Raw genomic sequence first — 12,724 nt, 5'->3', positions numbered from 1 at the left:
GCTCGGTCCAGCTTCAGCGACGTGGAGGCGAGATCAATGGAGCCCCCGAAGGATAAGCCCTGGTCCTTTCATCTCGCCTATTTTCTGCTGGCGCTGATCGGCGTGCTCATATTGCAGCAGATGTGGACGGTCTATCGTCAGACCGAGGTCGTTCCCTATAGCGAGTTCCAGAACCTCCTGCGCGACAGCAAGATCGCCTCGGTCGAGGTCGGCGCCGACATGATGCGCGCGACGCTCGAGGAGCCGATGAAGGATGGGCGCAAGCAGATCGTCGCCGTGCGCGTGCCGACCGACATCGCCGCCGAGCTGCAGGCCGCCAATGTCAAATATTCCGGAATCGTCGAAAACACCTGGGTCTCGACCCTGCTCTCCTGGGTCGTGCCGATCGCCCTCTTCTTCCTCGTCTGGAGCTTTTTGTCGCGCCGCATGACGCAAGGCTTGGGCTCGGTCATGCAGATCGGCCAGAGCCGCGCCAAGATTTTCGTCGAGACGGATGTGAAGGTCGGCTTCGCCGATGTCGCCGGCGTCGACGAGGCGAAGGCGGAATTGCAGGAGATCGTCGCCTTTCTGAAGGACCCCAAGACCTATGGACGCCTCGGCGCGCGCGTTCCCAAAGGCATTCTTCTCGTCGGCCCGCCCGGCACCGGCAAGACTCTGCTCGCCCGCGCGGTGGCGGGCGAGGCGGGCGTGCCCTTCTTCTCCATCACCGGCTCGGAATTCGTGGAGATGTTCGTCGGCGTCGGCGCCGCGCGCGTGCGCGATCTGTTCGCTCAGGCGCGCGCCTCCGCGCCGTGCATCATCTTCATCGACGAATTGGATGCGCTCGGCCGCGCGCGCGGAATATCGGGCCTTTCCGGCGGCCATGACGAGAAGGAGCAGACGCTCAATCAATTGCTCGCCGAATTGGATGGATTCGATCCGAGCGCCGGCGTCGTGCTGCTCGCCGCCACCAATCGGCCCGAGGTGCTCGATCCCGCGCTGCTACGCGCCGGGCGCTTCGATCGGCAGATTTCCGTCGATCGGCCGGACAAGATCGGCCGCGCCGCGATCTTGAAAGTGCATTTGCGCAAGATAAAGCTCGGCGCCGATATCGATCCCACGCAGATCGCGGCGATGACGCCGGGCTTCACCGGCGCCGATCTCGCCAATCTCGTCAATGAGGCGGCGACTCTGGCGACGCGCCGGCGCGCGGTCTCGGTGACGTTGGACGATTTCACCTCTGCGATCGAGCGTGTGATCGCCGGGCCGGAGAAGCGCAATCGCCTGCTGCATCCGCGCGAGCGGCGCATCGTCGCCTATCACGAGATGGGCCATGCGATCGTCGCCATGGCGCTGCCGGATATGGATCCGATCAAGAAGGTCTCGATCATTCCGCGCGGCATGGGCGCGCTCGGCTATACGATGCAAATGCCGACCGAGGACCGCTATCTGATGACGCGCTCGGAGCTGATGAATCGCATGACGGTTCTGCTCGGCGGCCGCGCGGCGGAGATGAATGTGTTCCACGAGGCGACCACCGGCGCCGCCGACGATCTGCAACGCGCGACCGAGATGGCGCGCTCCATGGCGACGCGCTACGGCATGGAGCCCGCGGTCGGCCAAGCCTCCTATATCGCCGAGCGGCCGCGCTATCTCGACTTAGCCGATCTCGGCCAGCGTTCCGAGGCGAGCGAGGAGACGAGCGCGCGCATCGATCGCGCCGTGCGCGATCTGGTGGAGGACGCCTTCGCGCGCGCGACACGGATATTGAAAGCCTGCGCGAGCATTCACGAGGAGACGGCGAAGCGGCTGCTCGATAAGGAGACGTTCACGGAAGAGGAGTTGGAGCCGATACGGGATGAGGTGAAGGCGCTGATCGATGCGCGCGCCCTTCTCCCACTCGTGGGAGAAGGTGGCCCGGCGTAGCCGGGTCGGATGAGGGCTCTCAAGGCTCGCCGGATGTTCGAAGGTCGAGAGCGGTCGTCCATGCGAGGCGCCGAGATTTTGGCGCTCTCATCCGACCCTCGCTGACGCGAGGGCCACCTTCTCCCGCGAGCGGGAGAAGGAAGAACCCCGCGACCGTCGTCGTCACCCCAATGTCTTCTTCAGCTCCGCCAGAATCGCGTCGCCCATCTGGCTGGTGGACACAGGCTTGTCGTTCGGCCCGGCGATATCGGCCGTGCGCAGGCCGGCGGCCAGCACATCGGCGATCGCCTTGTCGATCGCGTCGGCGACTGGGATCAGGCCGAAGGAATAGCGCAGCGCCATCACCAGCGAGCCGATCATGGCGATCGGATTGGCGAGCGCCTTGCCGGCGATGTCCGGCGCGGAGCCGTGGCAGGGCTCGTAGAGCGCCTTGCGCTTGCCCGTGGCGGCGTCCTCCCCGCCGAGAGAGGCGGAGGGCAGCATGCCGAGCGAGCCGGTCAGCATGGAGGCGACGTCCGACAGAAGATCGCCGAAGAGATTGTCGGTGACGATCACGTCGAACTGCTTGGGCCGGCGCACGAGCTGCATGCCGAGCGCGTCGGCGAGCATATGCTCGAGCTGCACATCGGAATATTCGCGCGCGTGCAGGGCCGTCACCACCTCGCGCCACAACAGGCCGGACTTCATCACATTCGCCTTCTCGGACGATGTGACCTTGTTGGAGCGCTTGCGGGCGAGCTCGAAGGCGATGCGGGCGATGCGCTCGATCTCATAGGTCTCATAGACCTGCGTGTCGACGCCGCGCTTCTGGCCATTGCCGAGATCGGTGATCTCCTTGGGCTCGCCGAAATAGACGCCGCCAGTCAATTCGCGCACGATCATGATGTCGAGGCCGTCGACGAGATCGGGCTTCAGCGAGGAGGCGTCGACCAGCGCCGGATAGCAGATGGCGGGGCGCAGATTGGCGAAGAGGCCCAAGTCCTTGCGCAGGCGCAATAGGCCGGCCTCCGGGCGCACGTCATAAGGCACGCCGTCCCATTTCGGCCCGCCGACGGCGGCCAGCAGCACGGCGTCGGCGCTCTGGGCCAGGGCCATGTCGGATTCGCTGATCGCCTGTCCATGGGCGTCATAGGCGGAGCCGCCGACGAGGCCCTTCTCCGTCTCGAAAGCGGCGACGCCGGAGGCGCTCAGAAAGGCGATGAGCTTTTCGGCCTCGGCGATGATTTCCGGGCCGATGCCGTCGCCCGGCAGGAGAAGGAGCTTGTAGGCGGCCATGAAATCCTCTCTATCTCTGGTTCTCGGGGTTGCGCCGTCAATAAGACGCGCGTCGTCGCAAGGCAACATCGCGGAGAAATCCATCGTGATGCGACAATCTGTCCGAGGCCGTCGGCTTGCCGGGATCGCGACGGCCGTGCAGCCTGCGTTCCGAGCCCCATAAGGAGCCCCGCTTCGCGCCCGTCGCATTTGGACGGCGTGAAGGATAAAAACGAAAAGAGGAGACGCGTTTCATGTCGAAATCGAAGATCGTGGCGGCCGCTCTGCTCGTGGCCGCGCTCACCGCCGGCCGCGCCGAGGCCTTTTGCCTGTTCTCCTGCGAGCCGACCGCCGACAACGCCCGCTCGGTGTTCGAGAACCGGCTGAAGAAGAAGTTCGACGCGGATGCGAAGGTGGTGAAGTTCGATGTGTCGCGCTTCTGGCGGCTGGATGTCGAGGGCGCCGGCCATCACGCCGTCGAATTCTACTTCACCGGCTCGGTGGAGTTCCCCAAGGGCGCCAATCTCGACTGCAAGCCGGACGAGGCCGGAGCGGTCAAGGCCGGCTGCTCGACCAGCAAATATTTCTCGACCACCGTCTCCAATCAGGAGATCAAGGATCGCCAATATATAGAGCCGGGCGCCAAGCTCGACTTCAGCGACGAGACCCGCTTCGACCAGGACCCGAAGGGCTGGAGGGGCCAGGACGGCAATTTCTATTGAGCCGGCGGCAGTCGCCGCCCCTTCCCTAGTCCCGCGCAATTGGTGTAGAAGGCCCGCGACAAGAAAATGCGCGGGCCGCGGGGCGGGCGGAAACCGGGCGCCGGGAGACAGCGGTTCATGCAGCAGGTTATCATCGTCATCCACCTGATGGTGGTGGTCGCTCTCGTCGTGCTGATCCTCTACCAAAAGTCGGAGGGCGGCGCGCTCGGCATTGGCGGAGGCGGCGGCCTGTTCACGGGCCGCGGCCAGGCCAACGCCGTCACCCGCGCCACCGGCATTCTGGGCGCCATCTTCTTTCTGACGAGCATCGCGCTGACCGTTCTTCCGGCCTGGGAGCGCGGCAGCGGCGAAGGGCTCGATCCCGCCAAGCTGGAGCTGAAGGAAGTTCCGGCGGCCGGGGCGCCGGCGGCCGGCGCCTCGACGCCGGCTCCGGCCGAGAAGAAAGAGAGCATCTTCGACCAGCTGCAGCGCGTCCAGCAGCAGCGCCAGGGCGCGACGCCGCCGGCCGCAGAGTCGCCCGCCGCCGCTCCGGCGACGGAAGGCGCGAAGGAGCCGGAGGCGAAAGCCCCGGAGGGCGCGGACAAGGCTCCGGCCGAGCAGAAGTGAGGCGCGGGCGGCTCGCGAGGGCCGCCCTTCGCAGCTTCGGCCAGCGAACGGCCGGTGGAATTCCGCCGGCCGACGAAAAAAGTCTTTTCCGAATCGATCCAGAGGCGATAAGCGTAAGCTCCCATGGCGCGGTACATCTTCATCACCGGCGGCGTGGTCTCCTCACTCGGCAAGGGCTTGGCGTCAGCGGTGCTCGGAGCATTGCTTCAGGCGCGCGGCTACACGGTGAGGCTGCGCAAGCTCGATCCCTATCTCAACGTCGATCCTGGCACGATGAGTCCGTACCAGCACGGCGAGGTCTTCGTGACCGACGACGGCGCCGAGACCGATCTCGATCTCGGCCATTATGAGCGTTTCACCGGACGTCCCGCTTGTCGCCAGGACAATGTGACGACCGGGCGCATCTATCAGGACATCATCGCCAAGGAGCGGCGCGGCGACTATCTCGGCGCGACCATCCAGGTGATCCCTCACGTCACCAACGCCATCAAGGAATTCGCCCTCGAGGGCAATGACCATGTCGATTTCGTCCTGATCGAGATCGGCGGCACGGTGGGCGACATTGAGGGCCAGCCCTTCTTCGAGGCGATCCGCCAGCTCGGCAATGAGCTGCCGGAGAAGCATTGCATCTATATCCATCTGACGCTGCTGCCCTTCATCCCCAGCGCCGGCGAGCTGAAGACCAAGCCGACGCAGCATTCGGTGAAGGAGCTGCGCTCCATCGGCATTCAGCCGGATATTCTGCTCTGCCGCACCGATCGCGAGATCCCGCGCGAGGAGCGCCGCAAGCTCGGCCTCTTCTGCAATGTTCGCGAGAACGCCGTCATCGAGGCGCGCGACGCCGCCCATATCTATGACGTGCCGCGCGCCTATCACGCCGCCGGGCTCGACGCGCAGGTGCTCGCCGCCTTCGGCATAGACCCCGCGCCCAAGCCGGATATGAGCCGCTGGAATGCGGTGACGCAGCGCGTCAACAATCCCGAGGGCGAGGTGACGATCGCCGTCGTCGGCAAATACACCGGCATGAAGGACGCCTATAAGAGCCTCATCGAGGCTCTGGCGCATGGCGGCATCGCCAATCGGGTGAAGGTCAATCTCGACTGGATCGAATCGGAGGTGTTCGAAAGCTCCGATCCGGCCGCCCATCTAGAGCATGTGAACGGCATTCTCGTGCCCGGCGGCTTCGGCCAGCGCGGCGCCGAGGGCAAGATTCTCGCGGCCCGCTTCGCCCGCGAGCGCGGCGTTCCCTATTTCGGCATTTGCTTCGGCATGCAGATGGCGGTCATCGAGGCGGCCCGCGCCCTCGCCGGCATAGAGAAGGCCAATTCCACCGAATTCGGCCCCTGCGAGGAGCCCGTCGTCGGCCTGATGACCGAATGGCTGCGCGGCAATGCGCTGGAGCAGCGCTCCGCGACCGGCGATCTCGGCGGCACCATGCGGCTCGGCGCCTATCCCGCGCATTTGAAGCCCGGCTCGCGCATCGCCGCCATCTACGGGCGCTGCGACATATCGGAGCGCCATCGCCATCGCTACGAGGTGAACGACGCCTATCGCGAGCGGCTGGAGGCGCATGGCCTCTCCTTCGCCGGTTCCTCGCCGGATGGCGTGCTGCCGGAGACGGTCGAGATTCCCGACCATCCCTGGTTCATCGGCGTGCAATACCACCCGGAGCTGAAGTCGCGCCCCTTCGAGCCGCATCCGCTCTTCGCCAGCTTCATCGAGGCGGCCAAGGCGCAGAGCCGGCTGGTGTGATACAGTCGCCGGGATGATCGCTTCGGCCCGGCAAACACAATCCCCTCATCCTGAGGCGCTTTTTGTGGAACGCAAAAAGCCTCGAAGGATGCTCCAGAAGGCGCGGCGGCCGTCCTTCGAGACGGCCCCTTCGGGACCTCCCCAGGATGAAGGGGCTGTTGCTTTGTCTGCGTGCCGATCAACCGGAAATCGTATGATTGGCCGGGAAGGTGGAAAAGTGAGCCTGGCTATTCCGCTCGCTCTTCATCGAGGCGGCCAAGGCGCAGAGCCGGCTGGTGTGAACAGTCGCCGGGATGATCGCTTCGGCCCGGCAAACACAATCCCCTCATCCTGAGGCGCTTTTTGCGGAATGCAAAAAGCCTCGAAGGATGCTCCAGAAGGCGCGGCGGCCATCCTTCGAGACGGCCCCTTCGGTGCCTCCTCAGGATGAAGGGGCTGTTGCTTTGTCTGCGTGCCGATCAACCGGAAATCGTATGATTGCCCGGTAGGTGGAAAAGCGAGCCTGACTATTCCGCTCGCTCGAGGCTCCGAGCGATCGTCGGCGCCGCCTCTGCATTCCCCGCCCGCCACGCCGCGCGGACGGCGAGAAAGGCCGCCGTCAGAAACCCGACCGTCGTCAGAGTGAAGCTCACCCCCGCGATCAGCGGAAAATGCGGCTCGACCGGCGGCAGCGTCGCCGGATCGATCTTCGGCCTCAGCGCCCGCAGCGCGAAGGACAGCGGGTTGTTGAACGTGCCGAAGCAGATAGAGACGATCATCCAGATCGGCGGCCGTATCGCGTATTGGCGGAACAGCAGCGCGAAGACGAAGACGAACTGCGCCATCATCAGATAGTCGATATGAGCGCGGATGAGATCGTCACGCCGGGGGATGGCGTGGGCAAGCGCGCTGTCCGGGTAGAACAGGGTAAAGCCCAAGACCCAGGCGATGGCGAGCGCCATGCCCAGCAGCAGTGCGGCGAAGGCGAGCAGAAAGGCGTTGCGCGACGGCAGGCGCGCCGCGATCGATGGCTGTCTCATCGTAAATCTCCGAAAGCCCCGGCAGGGGAGAGGCGCGATCCTGCCCGCTCCCCGCCGCGCGCCCTAGAGCGCTCGAGCCCGCGTCGCGCCGGGCATTTTGCCCGATTTTCCCGAGGGGAAGCGGAGCGACGGCCGGATCGCATTGGCGGTCAAGGCGATTCCTGCTTTACTCGGCCACGCTGGGAGAGAGCCGGAGCGAAGCCCGATGCAATTGATCATTCGCCTCATCATGCGACTCGTCGCCATTGTGGGCTTTTGCCTCGCGCTCGCCATCGGCTGGGTGATGGACGACGCCAATCGCTCCATCCGCGCGGAGACGCAAGCCTCGGCGGAGCGCGTCGCCCATGAGCTCGAGCATCTCTTCTGGCGCGAGATTCTCTGGCGCGGCTCCATGCGGCGCGACAATATTTTGCCTATTCCCAATTGGGAGTCGCTCGCCACTTTGAAGCTCGTCTCGCCCGGCGTCTGCATCACTTTCGCGCCGGGGACGGAGGAGCCGCGCGTGCTGTGCAGCCAGATGGACGGCGTCGGCGTCGAGGCGCCGCAATGGTTCACCCACGCTTTCGATCTTCTGTTCGGCGCGCCGGCGCCGGTGTCGCGGCCGCTCACCGTGCGCCAGCCGGAGACGGGCGCCGTGGTGGCGCGCGCCGATTCGGCGGCCGCCGTGCGGCAGGCCTGGCGCGAGATTTCCATCGTCGCCGGCGTCGCCGCCTCCATGGCGGTCGGCGTCTGCCTGCTGGCGGCGCTCGCCATCTTCCATGCGCTGGCGCCGACGCAGACGATCGTCGACGGGCTGCGCCGGCTCGAGAAGGGCAATTACCGCCACCGCGTCAAATCCTTCACCAGCGGCGAGTTCGGCCTCATCGCCCGCGCCGTCAACGACCTCGCCGAGCGATTGGCGCAGACGACGGCGGAGCGCGTCGCGCTGACCAAGCGGCTGTTCGAGGTGCAGGAGGAGGAGCGCCGCGCCCTGGCGCGCGATCTCCATGACGAGTTCGGCCAATGCCTGACGGCGACCAGCGCCTTCGCCGCGGCGATAGAGGCGGGGGCCTCCGACCGGCCCGATCTCGCCGCCGACGCCCGCTCCATCGGCAAGGTGGCGCGGCGCATGACGATGACGCTGCGCGAGGCGCTGGCGCGGCTGCGCTCGCAGGATTTGGACGAATTGGGCCTCGAGGCCTGCCTCGTTCAGCTCGTCGCCGGCTGGAATGCGCAGACGGCGCCGCGTGCGGTCGTGCATCTCGATCTGATGGGCGATCTCGCCGGCGTGCCGCCCGCGGTCTCCACCAGCGTCTTCCGCATCGCGCAGGAATGCCTCACCAACGCCATGCGCCACGGCCGGCCGAGCGAGGTTTTTCTGCGCGTGGAGCGCCTCGCCTCCAATGACGGCGTTGTCGCGCTCACTGTGGAGGACGATGGCGAGGGCGATCCGACGCGCATCGATTTTTCCGCCGGCCATGGCCTGCTCGGCATGCGCGAGCGCGTCTCGGCCTTCGGCGGCAGCCTCTCCATCGACCGCGCCGCGCATGGCGTCTGCGTCGCGGCGCGCATTCCGCTGGCGCCGGCCAATTCCAACGCCGCCGGCGCATTCGGACGGGCGGCGTGAGCGGCGTCTCGGTCCTGCTCGTCGACGATCATCCGATCGTGCGGGAGGGCTATCGTCGCCTGCTGGAGCGCCAGCCGGGCTTTCGCGTCGTCGGCGAGGCGGACAGCGCCGCCGCGGCCTATCAGGCCTATCGCAAATTCTCGCCCGATGTGGTGGTGATGGATTTGCAGCTCGCCGGCGGCGCCGGCGGGCTGGAGGCGGTGCGCCATATTCGTCAATGGGACAAGAAGGCGCGCATTCTCGTCGTCACCATGCATGACGCCGCCGCCTATGCGCTGAAGGCGTTCGAGGCTGGCGCCAGCGGCTTCGTCACCAAGGGCGGCGAGGCGGCCGAGCTGGTCCGCGCGGTGGAGACGGTCGCCCATGGCGGCCGCGCGCTCGGCGACGACATAGCGCGGGAGATCGCGGCGGAGCGCCTCGCCGAAGGCCGCTCGCCGCTCGACGATCTCGGGCCGCGCGAGACGGAGATTCTGCGCCTCGTCGCCTCCGGCCGCACGACAGAAGAAATCGCCGGGGCGCTCAATCTCAGCGCCAAGACGGTGCAGAATTATCACTATCAGATCAAATCCAAGATGGGCGCCCGCACGGACGCGCATCTCGTCTGGCTCGCCATCGGCGCCGGCTTGGTCGGCGGCGAGGGGTCGATGTGAGAAGAAGCGCCCCCTCCCTCACCCTCCCCCGCTTCGCGCACGGCTGTCCGGGGAAAAATATCGCGCAACGCATGCGAGTCTTTGGAGGCAGTGTTGCAATCCACGATGGGCGCTTTCCGCGTGCTTTTCAACGTCCGCTGCTTGCGAACGTCCGAGAAAGAGAGCGGAGAGGCGCTTCGAACGCAGAAAATACAACCTGCGCGAATCCTCCAACACGTTGGCTACAACCGAAAAACTTTCCCCGGACAGCCGTGCGCTTCGCGGGAGAGGGAAGGCGGCGACGTTACGCGAAACGTCGATGAAGCGTGCAATCTGCTCCCTCTCCCGCGAAGCGGGGGAGGGCTGGGGAGGGGGCCTTCGGGCTCGAATACGTCCGACCCGCCGGCCTCGCGCCGACGCCTCTTACGACTTCGCCTTCTCGGTCAGAATCTTCTCGAGGTCGGCCTCGGGAATCTCGCCGCTGTATTTGTCGCCATTGATGAAGAAGGTCGGCGTCGAATTAATGCCGAACTTCTCCGCCGCGCGGTCGCGCACCTTGCTCACATTCTCGAAGAGCTGCTGATCCTTCAGCGTCGCCTCGAATTTCTCCTGGCCGAGCCCGGTCTGCTTCAGCACGCCGGCGAGGCCGTCGAGCGGCTTGTCGACGAAGGCCCAGTTCTTCTGCTGCGCGAAGAGCAGATCGACCACCGCGTCGCGCTTGTCGCCGGCGTTGCGCGCCAGCATGAAGGCCGCCGTCGCCAGCGGATCGAGCGGGAACTCGCGCAGGATGAACTTCACCTTGCCGGTGTCGATGAACTTCTTCTTCAGCGCCGGATAGACGTCCTTGTGGAAGGCCGCGCAATGGCTGCAGGTCATCGAGGCGTATTCGACGATGGTGATCGGCGCGTCGGCCTTGCCTTCGACGATATCCGGCAGGGCGTTCGGCCCCATCAGCTCCTCGACCGGGATTTTGCCGCTCGGCGCCTTCTGGGCGAAGGCGGGCGCGGCGAGGCCGAAGACGGCGAGAGCCGCCGCGGCGAGCGCGGCGCGACGGGAAAATCGAAGGTCGAAGCTGGGCATGGACGCTCCATAGGGTCGCGGAACGGGCGGACCATAGAGCATTTTCGCGCCGTGGGGAATCGCTACCCCACGGTCAGCGCGACGCTTCCCACGCCTTCGATCTCGCCCGTCACATGGTCCCCGGAAACGATCGGCCCGACGCCGGCCGGCGTGCCGGTGAAGATGAGATCGCCCGCCTCCAGCCGCGCGAATTGCGACAGGATCGACACGATCTCCGCGACGCTCCAGATCATGTCGGAGAGATCGGCGTCCTGCCGCGCCGCGCCATTCACGGCGAGGCTGATGCGTCCCTTGCCCGGATGGCCGATGCGCGCGGCCGGCGCCAGCGCTCCCAGCGGCGCGGAATTGTCGAAGCCTTTTGAGAGGTCCCAGGGCCGCCCGGCCTTGCGCGCCTCGCTCTGCAGGTCGCGGCGGGTGAGGTCGATTCCGGCGCCATAGCCGAACACATGGGCGAGCGCGTCGGCGCGGGGGATATCCGCCCCGCCGCTCCCGATCGCCGCTGCCAGCTCGATCTCATGATGCAGGTCGGCGGTTCGCGGCGGGTAGGGGATGGTCGCGCCGCTGGCGACCACGGCGTCGGCCGGCTTGGAGAAGAAGCAGGGCTGCTCGCGGGAGGGGTCCTTGCCCATCTCGCGCGCATGGGCGGCGTAATTCTGCCCGACGCAGAAGATGCGCCGCACGGGAAAGCGCCGGGCGTCGCCGGCGATGGCGAGCGCGGCCGGCGCCGGCGGCGGAAACAGATATGCGCTCACTGCGAAACCTCTCGTTTCTGCGCGGAACAAGGGCGGCGGCGGCGCGAATGTCGCGCCGCCGTCATACCTCTGAGAGACTGGCCATCTATCGGAGCGATGTCAAAAGCACATCGTTTCGAGGTTATTTCATGATCGAGCTTCTGTCCCGCGCATCATGCGCGCTGATCTGCGCCGCGCTGCTCGCGCCGCTGTCCGCCGTCGCCTCCGAGGAAGGTCCCCAACGTCCCATCGTCATCGGCCATCGCGGCGCCGGCGGCTATGTTCCCGAGCATACGCTCGAATCCTACGCTCTCGCGATCGAGCTCGGCGCCGATTTCATCGAGCCCGATCTCGTGTCGACCAAGGACGGCGTGCTGATCGCTCGTCACGAGCCGAACATCATCGCCACCACCAATGTGAAGAGCCTGCCGCAATTCGCCAATCGCAAGCGCAAGGCCGTCGTCGACGGCGTCGAGCAGGAAGGCTATTTCGTCAGCGACTTCACCTGGAGCGAGATCAAGCAGATCGGCGCCGTGCAGGCCTTCGCCGAGCGCGATCCCGATTTCAACGGCCGCTTCCGCATTCCGAGCTTCGACGAGATCATCGAGCTCGCCAAGCGCAAGGGCCGCGAAGAAGGCCGCGTCATCGGCGTCTATCCCGAGACCAAGCATCCGACCTATCATCAAATGATCAACCTCCCGCTCGAGGATCGCCTGCTCGCCGTGCTGACGCGCCATGGCTGGAACCATCATAGCGCTCCCGTCTTCATCCAGAGCTTCGAGCAGGCCAATCTGAAATATCTGCGCAAGAAGACGACGGTGCGGCTGATCCAGCTCGTCGACGCCAATGACGTCAATCCCGACGGCTCGCTGGATTTCACGCCGCCCTATGACCGGCCTTATGATTGGGCCGTCGCCGGCCGCCAAGGCAAATTCGCCGATCTCCTGAAGCCCGCCGGCCTCGCCGAGGTTCGCGCCTATGCCGATGGCGTCGGGCCGTGGAAGACCTATCTCATCAGCTCCGCCTGCATCAAGATCGTCAACAACGCCTGCGCCGACGCCAATGGCGACGGCTCCGTCAATGAGGCGGACCGCAAGCTGCTGCCGCCGACCTCTGTCGTCGCCGACGCCCATGCGGCCGGCCTGCTCGTGCATCCCTATACGTTCCGCAATGAGCAGCGCCGTCTCGCCAGCGACTACAAAGGCGTTCCGGTCAATGAATATCTGACCTTCTACAAGCTCGGCGTCGATGGATTGTTCAGCGATTTCGCCGATACGGCGGTGACGGCGCGCTCGCTGTGGGCGCTGAAGACCGACCCCGATGCGGCGAAATGTCTGGTCAAAGGCCTCTATGGCCATGACTCCGTGTGCCGCGGGCTGCGCTGGCTCAACGCCAATTGAGACGAATGACGGACGGCGGC

11 protein-coding genes are annotated in these 12,724 nt (G+C 65.9%); 7 read left to right on the top strand and 4 right to left on the bottom strand.

Translation table 11 applies throughout. From position 1 onward, the window contains the following. The first annotated feature begins 36 nt into the window (after window positions 1-36). A complete protein-coding gene (gene ftsH, locus K369_RS17930; protein WP_036295697.1) occupies window positions 37-1,905 on the top strand; it encodes an ATP-dependent zinc metalloprotease FtsH in 1,869 nt (622 codons plus the stop codon). A gap of 162 nt (window positions 1,906-2,067) precedes the next feature. Here the strand turns inward: ftsH and leuB are convergent, their stop codons facing one another. Continuing rightward, window positions 2,068-3,180: a 3-isopropylmalate dehydrogenase gene (leuB, locus tag K369_RS17925; protein ID WP_036292963.1), complete on the bottom strand. Its 1,113-nt coding sequence runs from the start codon at window positions 3,178-3,180 to the stop codon at window positions 2,068-2,070. 233 nt (window positions 3,181-3,413) lie between these two features. Between leuB and K369_RS17915 the strand changes: the two genes are divergently transcribed. From K369_RS17915 to K369_RS17905, 3 genes are all read left to right on the top strand, one after another. Next, complete coding sequence (locus K369_RS17915) at window positions 3,414-3,881, top strand: hypothetical protein (protein WP_036292959.1); 468 nt, start codon at window positions 3,414-3,416, stop codon at window positions 3,879-3,881. A 117-nt stretch (window positions 3,882-3,998) separates the two neighbouring features. Further along, on the top strand, window positions 3,999-4,487 hold the full coding sequence (secG, locus tag K369_RS17910; RefSeq protein WP_036292957.1) for a preprotein translocase subunit SecG: 489 nt from the start codon (window positions 3,999-4,001) through the stop codon (window positions 4,485-4,487). Window positions 4,488-4,610: 123 nt separating this feature from the next. After that, a complete protein-coding gene (locus tag K369_RS17905) occupies window positions 4,611-6,239 on the top strand; it encodes a CTP synthase (RefSeq protein WP_036292955.1) in 1,629 nt (542 codons plus the stop codon). A gap of 506 nt (window positions 6,240-6,745) precedes the next feature. Here K369_RS17905 and K369_RS17900 read toward each other — a convergent pair. Then, window positions 6,746-7,258, bottom strand: a complete 513-nt coding sequence (locus tag K369_RS17900; protein ID WP_036292953.1) for a hypothetical protein — start codon at window positions 7,256-7,258, stop codon at window positions 6,746-6,748. A gap of 205 nt (window positions 7,259-7,463) precedes the next feature. Here K369_RS17900 and K369_RS17895 point away from each other — a divergent pair, with 205 nt between their 5' ends. Continuing rightward, the gene (locus K369_RS17895) at window positions 7,464-8,864 is read left to right on the top strand and encodes an ATP-binding protein (RefSeq protein WP_036292951.1); all 1,401 of its coding nucleotides are present in this window, start codon (window positions 7,464-7,466) and stop codon (window positions 8,862-8,864) included. Continuing rightward, a complete protein-coding gene (locus tag K369_RS17890) occupies window positions 8,861-9,514 on the top strand; it encodes a response regulator transcription factor (protein ID WP_018267644.1) in 654 nt (217 codons plus the stop codon). Before K369_RS17895 ends, K369_RS17890 begins: the two co-directional genes overlap by 4 nt. A 402-nt stretch (window positions 9,515-9,916) precedes the next feature. Here the strand turns inward: K369_RS17890 and K369_RS17885 are convergent, their stop codons facing one another. Then, window positions 9,917-10,573, bottom strand: a complete 657-nt coding sequence (locus K369_RS17885) for a DsbA family protein (protein WP_036295694.1) — start codon at window positions 10,571-10,573, stop codon at window positions 9,917-9,919. Between the two features lie 62 nt (window positions 10,574-10,635). After that, window positions 10,636-11,325, bottom strand: coding sequence for a fumarylacetoacetate hydrolase family protein (locus K369_RS17880; RefSeq protein ID WP_036292949.1), 690 nt, complete (start codon window positions 11,323-11,325; stop codon window positions 10,636-10,638). A gap of 128 nt (window positions 11,326-11,453) precedes the next feature. On the opposite strand from K369_RS17880, the gene K369_RS17875 reads away from it, so the two are divergent. Further along, window positions 11,454-12,704, top strand: coding sequence for a glycerophosphodiester phosphodiesterase (locus K369_RS17875; protein WP_084570718.1), 1,251 nt, complete (start codon window positions 11,454-11,456; stop codon window positions 12,702-12,704). Window positions 12,705-12,724: the final 20 nt, after the last annotated feature.

The organism is Methylosinus sp. PW1 (genome assembly GCF_000745215.1).
In the GTDB taxonomy this organism is placed as follows: domain Bacteria; phylum Pseudomonadota; class Alphaproteobacteria; order Rhizobiales; family Beijerinckiaceae; genus Methylosinus.
This window is presented reverse-complemented; position numbering and strand designations above follow the sequence as displayed.

Excerpts from the sequence above, each read along its gene's own strand:
- K369_RS17875 (WP_084570718.1), top strand. The coding sequence starts at position 11,454 with ATGATCGAGCTTCTGTCCCGCGCATCATGCGCGCTGATCTGCGCCGCG.
- K369_RS17905 (WP_036292955.1), top strand. The coding sequence starts at position 4,611 with ATGGCGCGGTACATCTTCATCACCGGCGGCGTGGTCTCCTCACTCGGC.
- leuB (WP_036292963.1), bottom strand. The coding sequence starts at position 3,180 with ATGGCCGCCTACAAGCTCCTTCTCCTGCCGGGCGACGGCATCGGCCCG.
- secG (WP_036292957.1), top strand. The coding sequence starts at position 3,999 with ATGCAGCAGGTTATCATCGTCATCCACCTGATGGTGGTGGTCGCTCTC.
- ftsH (WP_036295697.1), top strand. The coding sequence starts at position 37 with ATGGAGCCCCCGAAGGATAAGCCCTGGTCCTTTCATCTCGCCTATTTT.
- K369_RS17900 (WP_036292953.1), bottom strand. The coding sequence starts at position 7,258 with ATGAGACAGCCATCGATCGCGGCGCGCCTGCCGTCGCGCAACGCCTTT.
- K369_RS17885 (WP_036295694.1), bottom strand. The coding sequence starts at position 10,573 with ATGCCCAGCTTCGACCTTCGATTTTCCCGTCGCGCCGCGCTCGCCGCG.
- K369_RS17895 (WP_036292951.1), top strand. The coding sequence starts at position 7,464 with ATGCAATTGATCATTCGCCTCATCATGCGACTCGTCGCCATTGTGGGC.
- K369_RS17915 (WP_036292959.1), top strand. The coding sequence starts at position 3,414 with ATGTCGAAATCGAAGATCGTGGCGGCCGCTCTGCTCGTGGCCGCGCTC.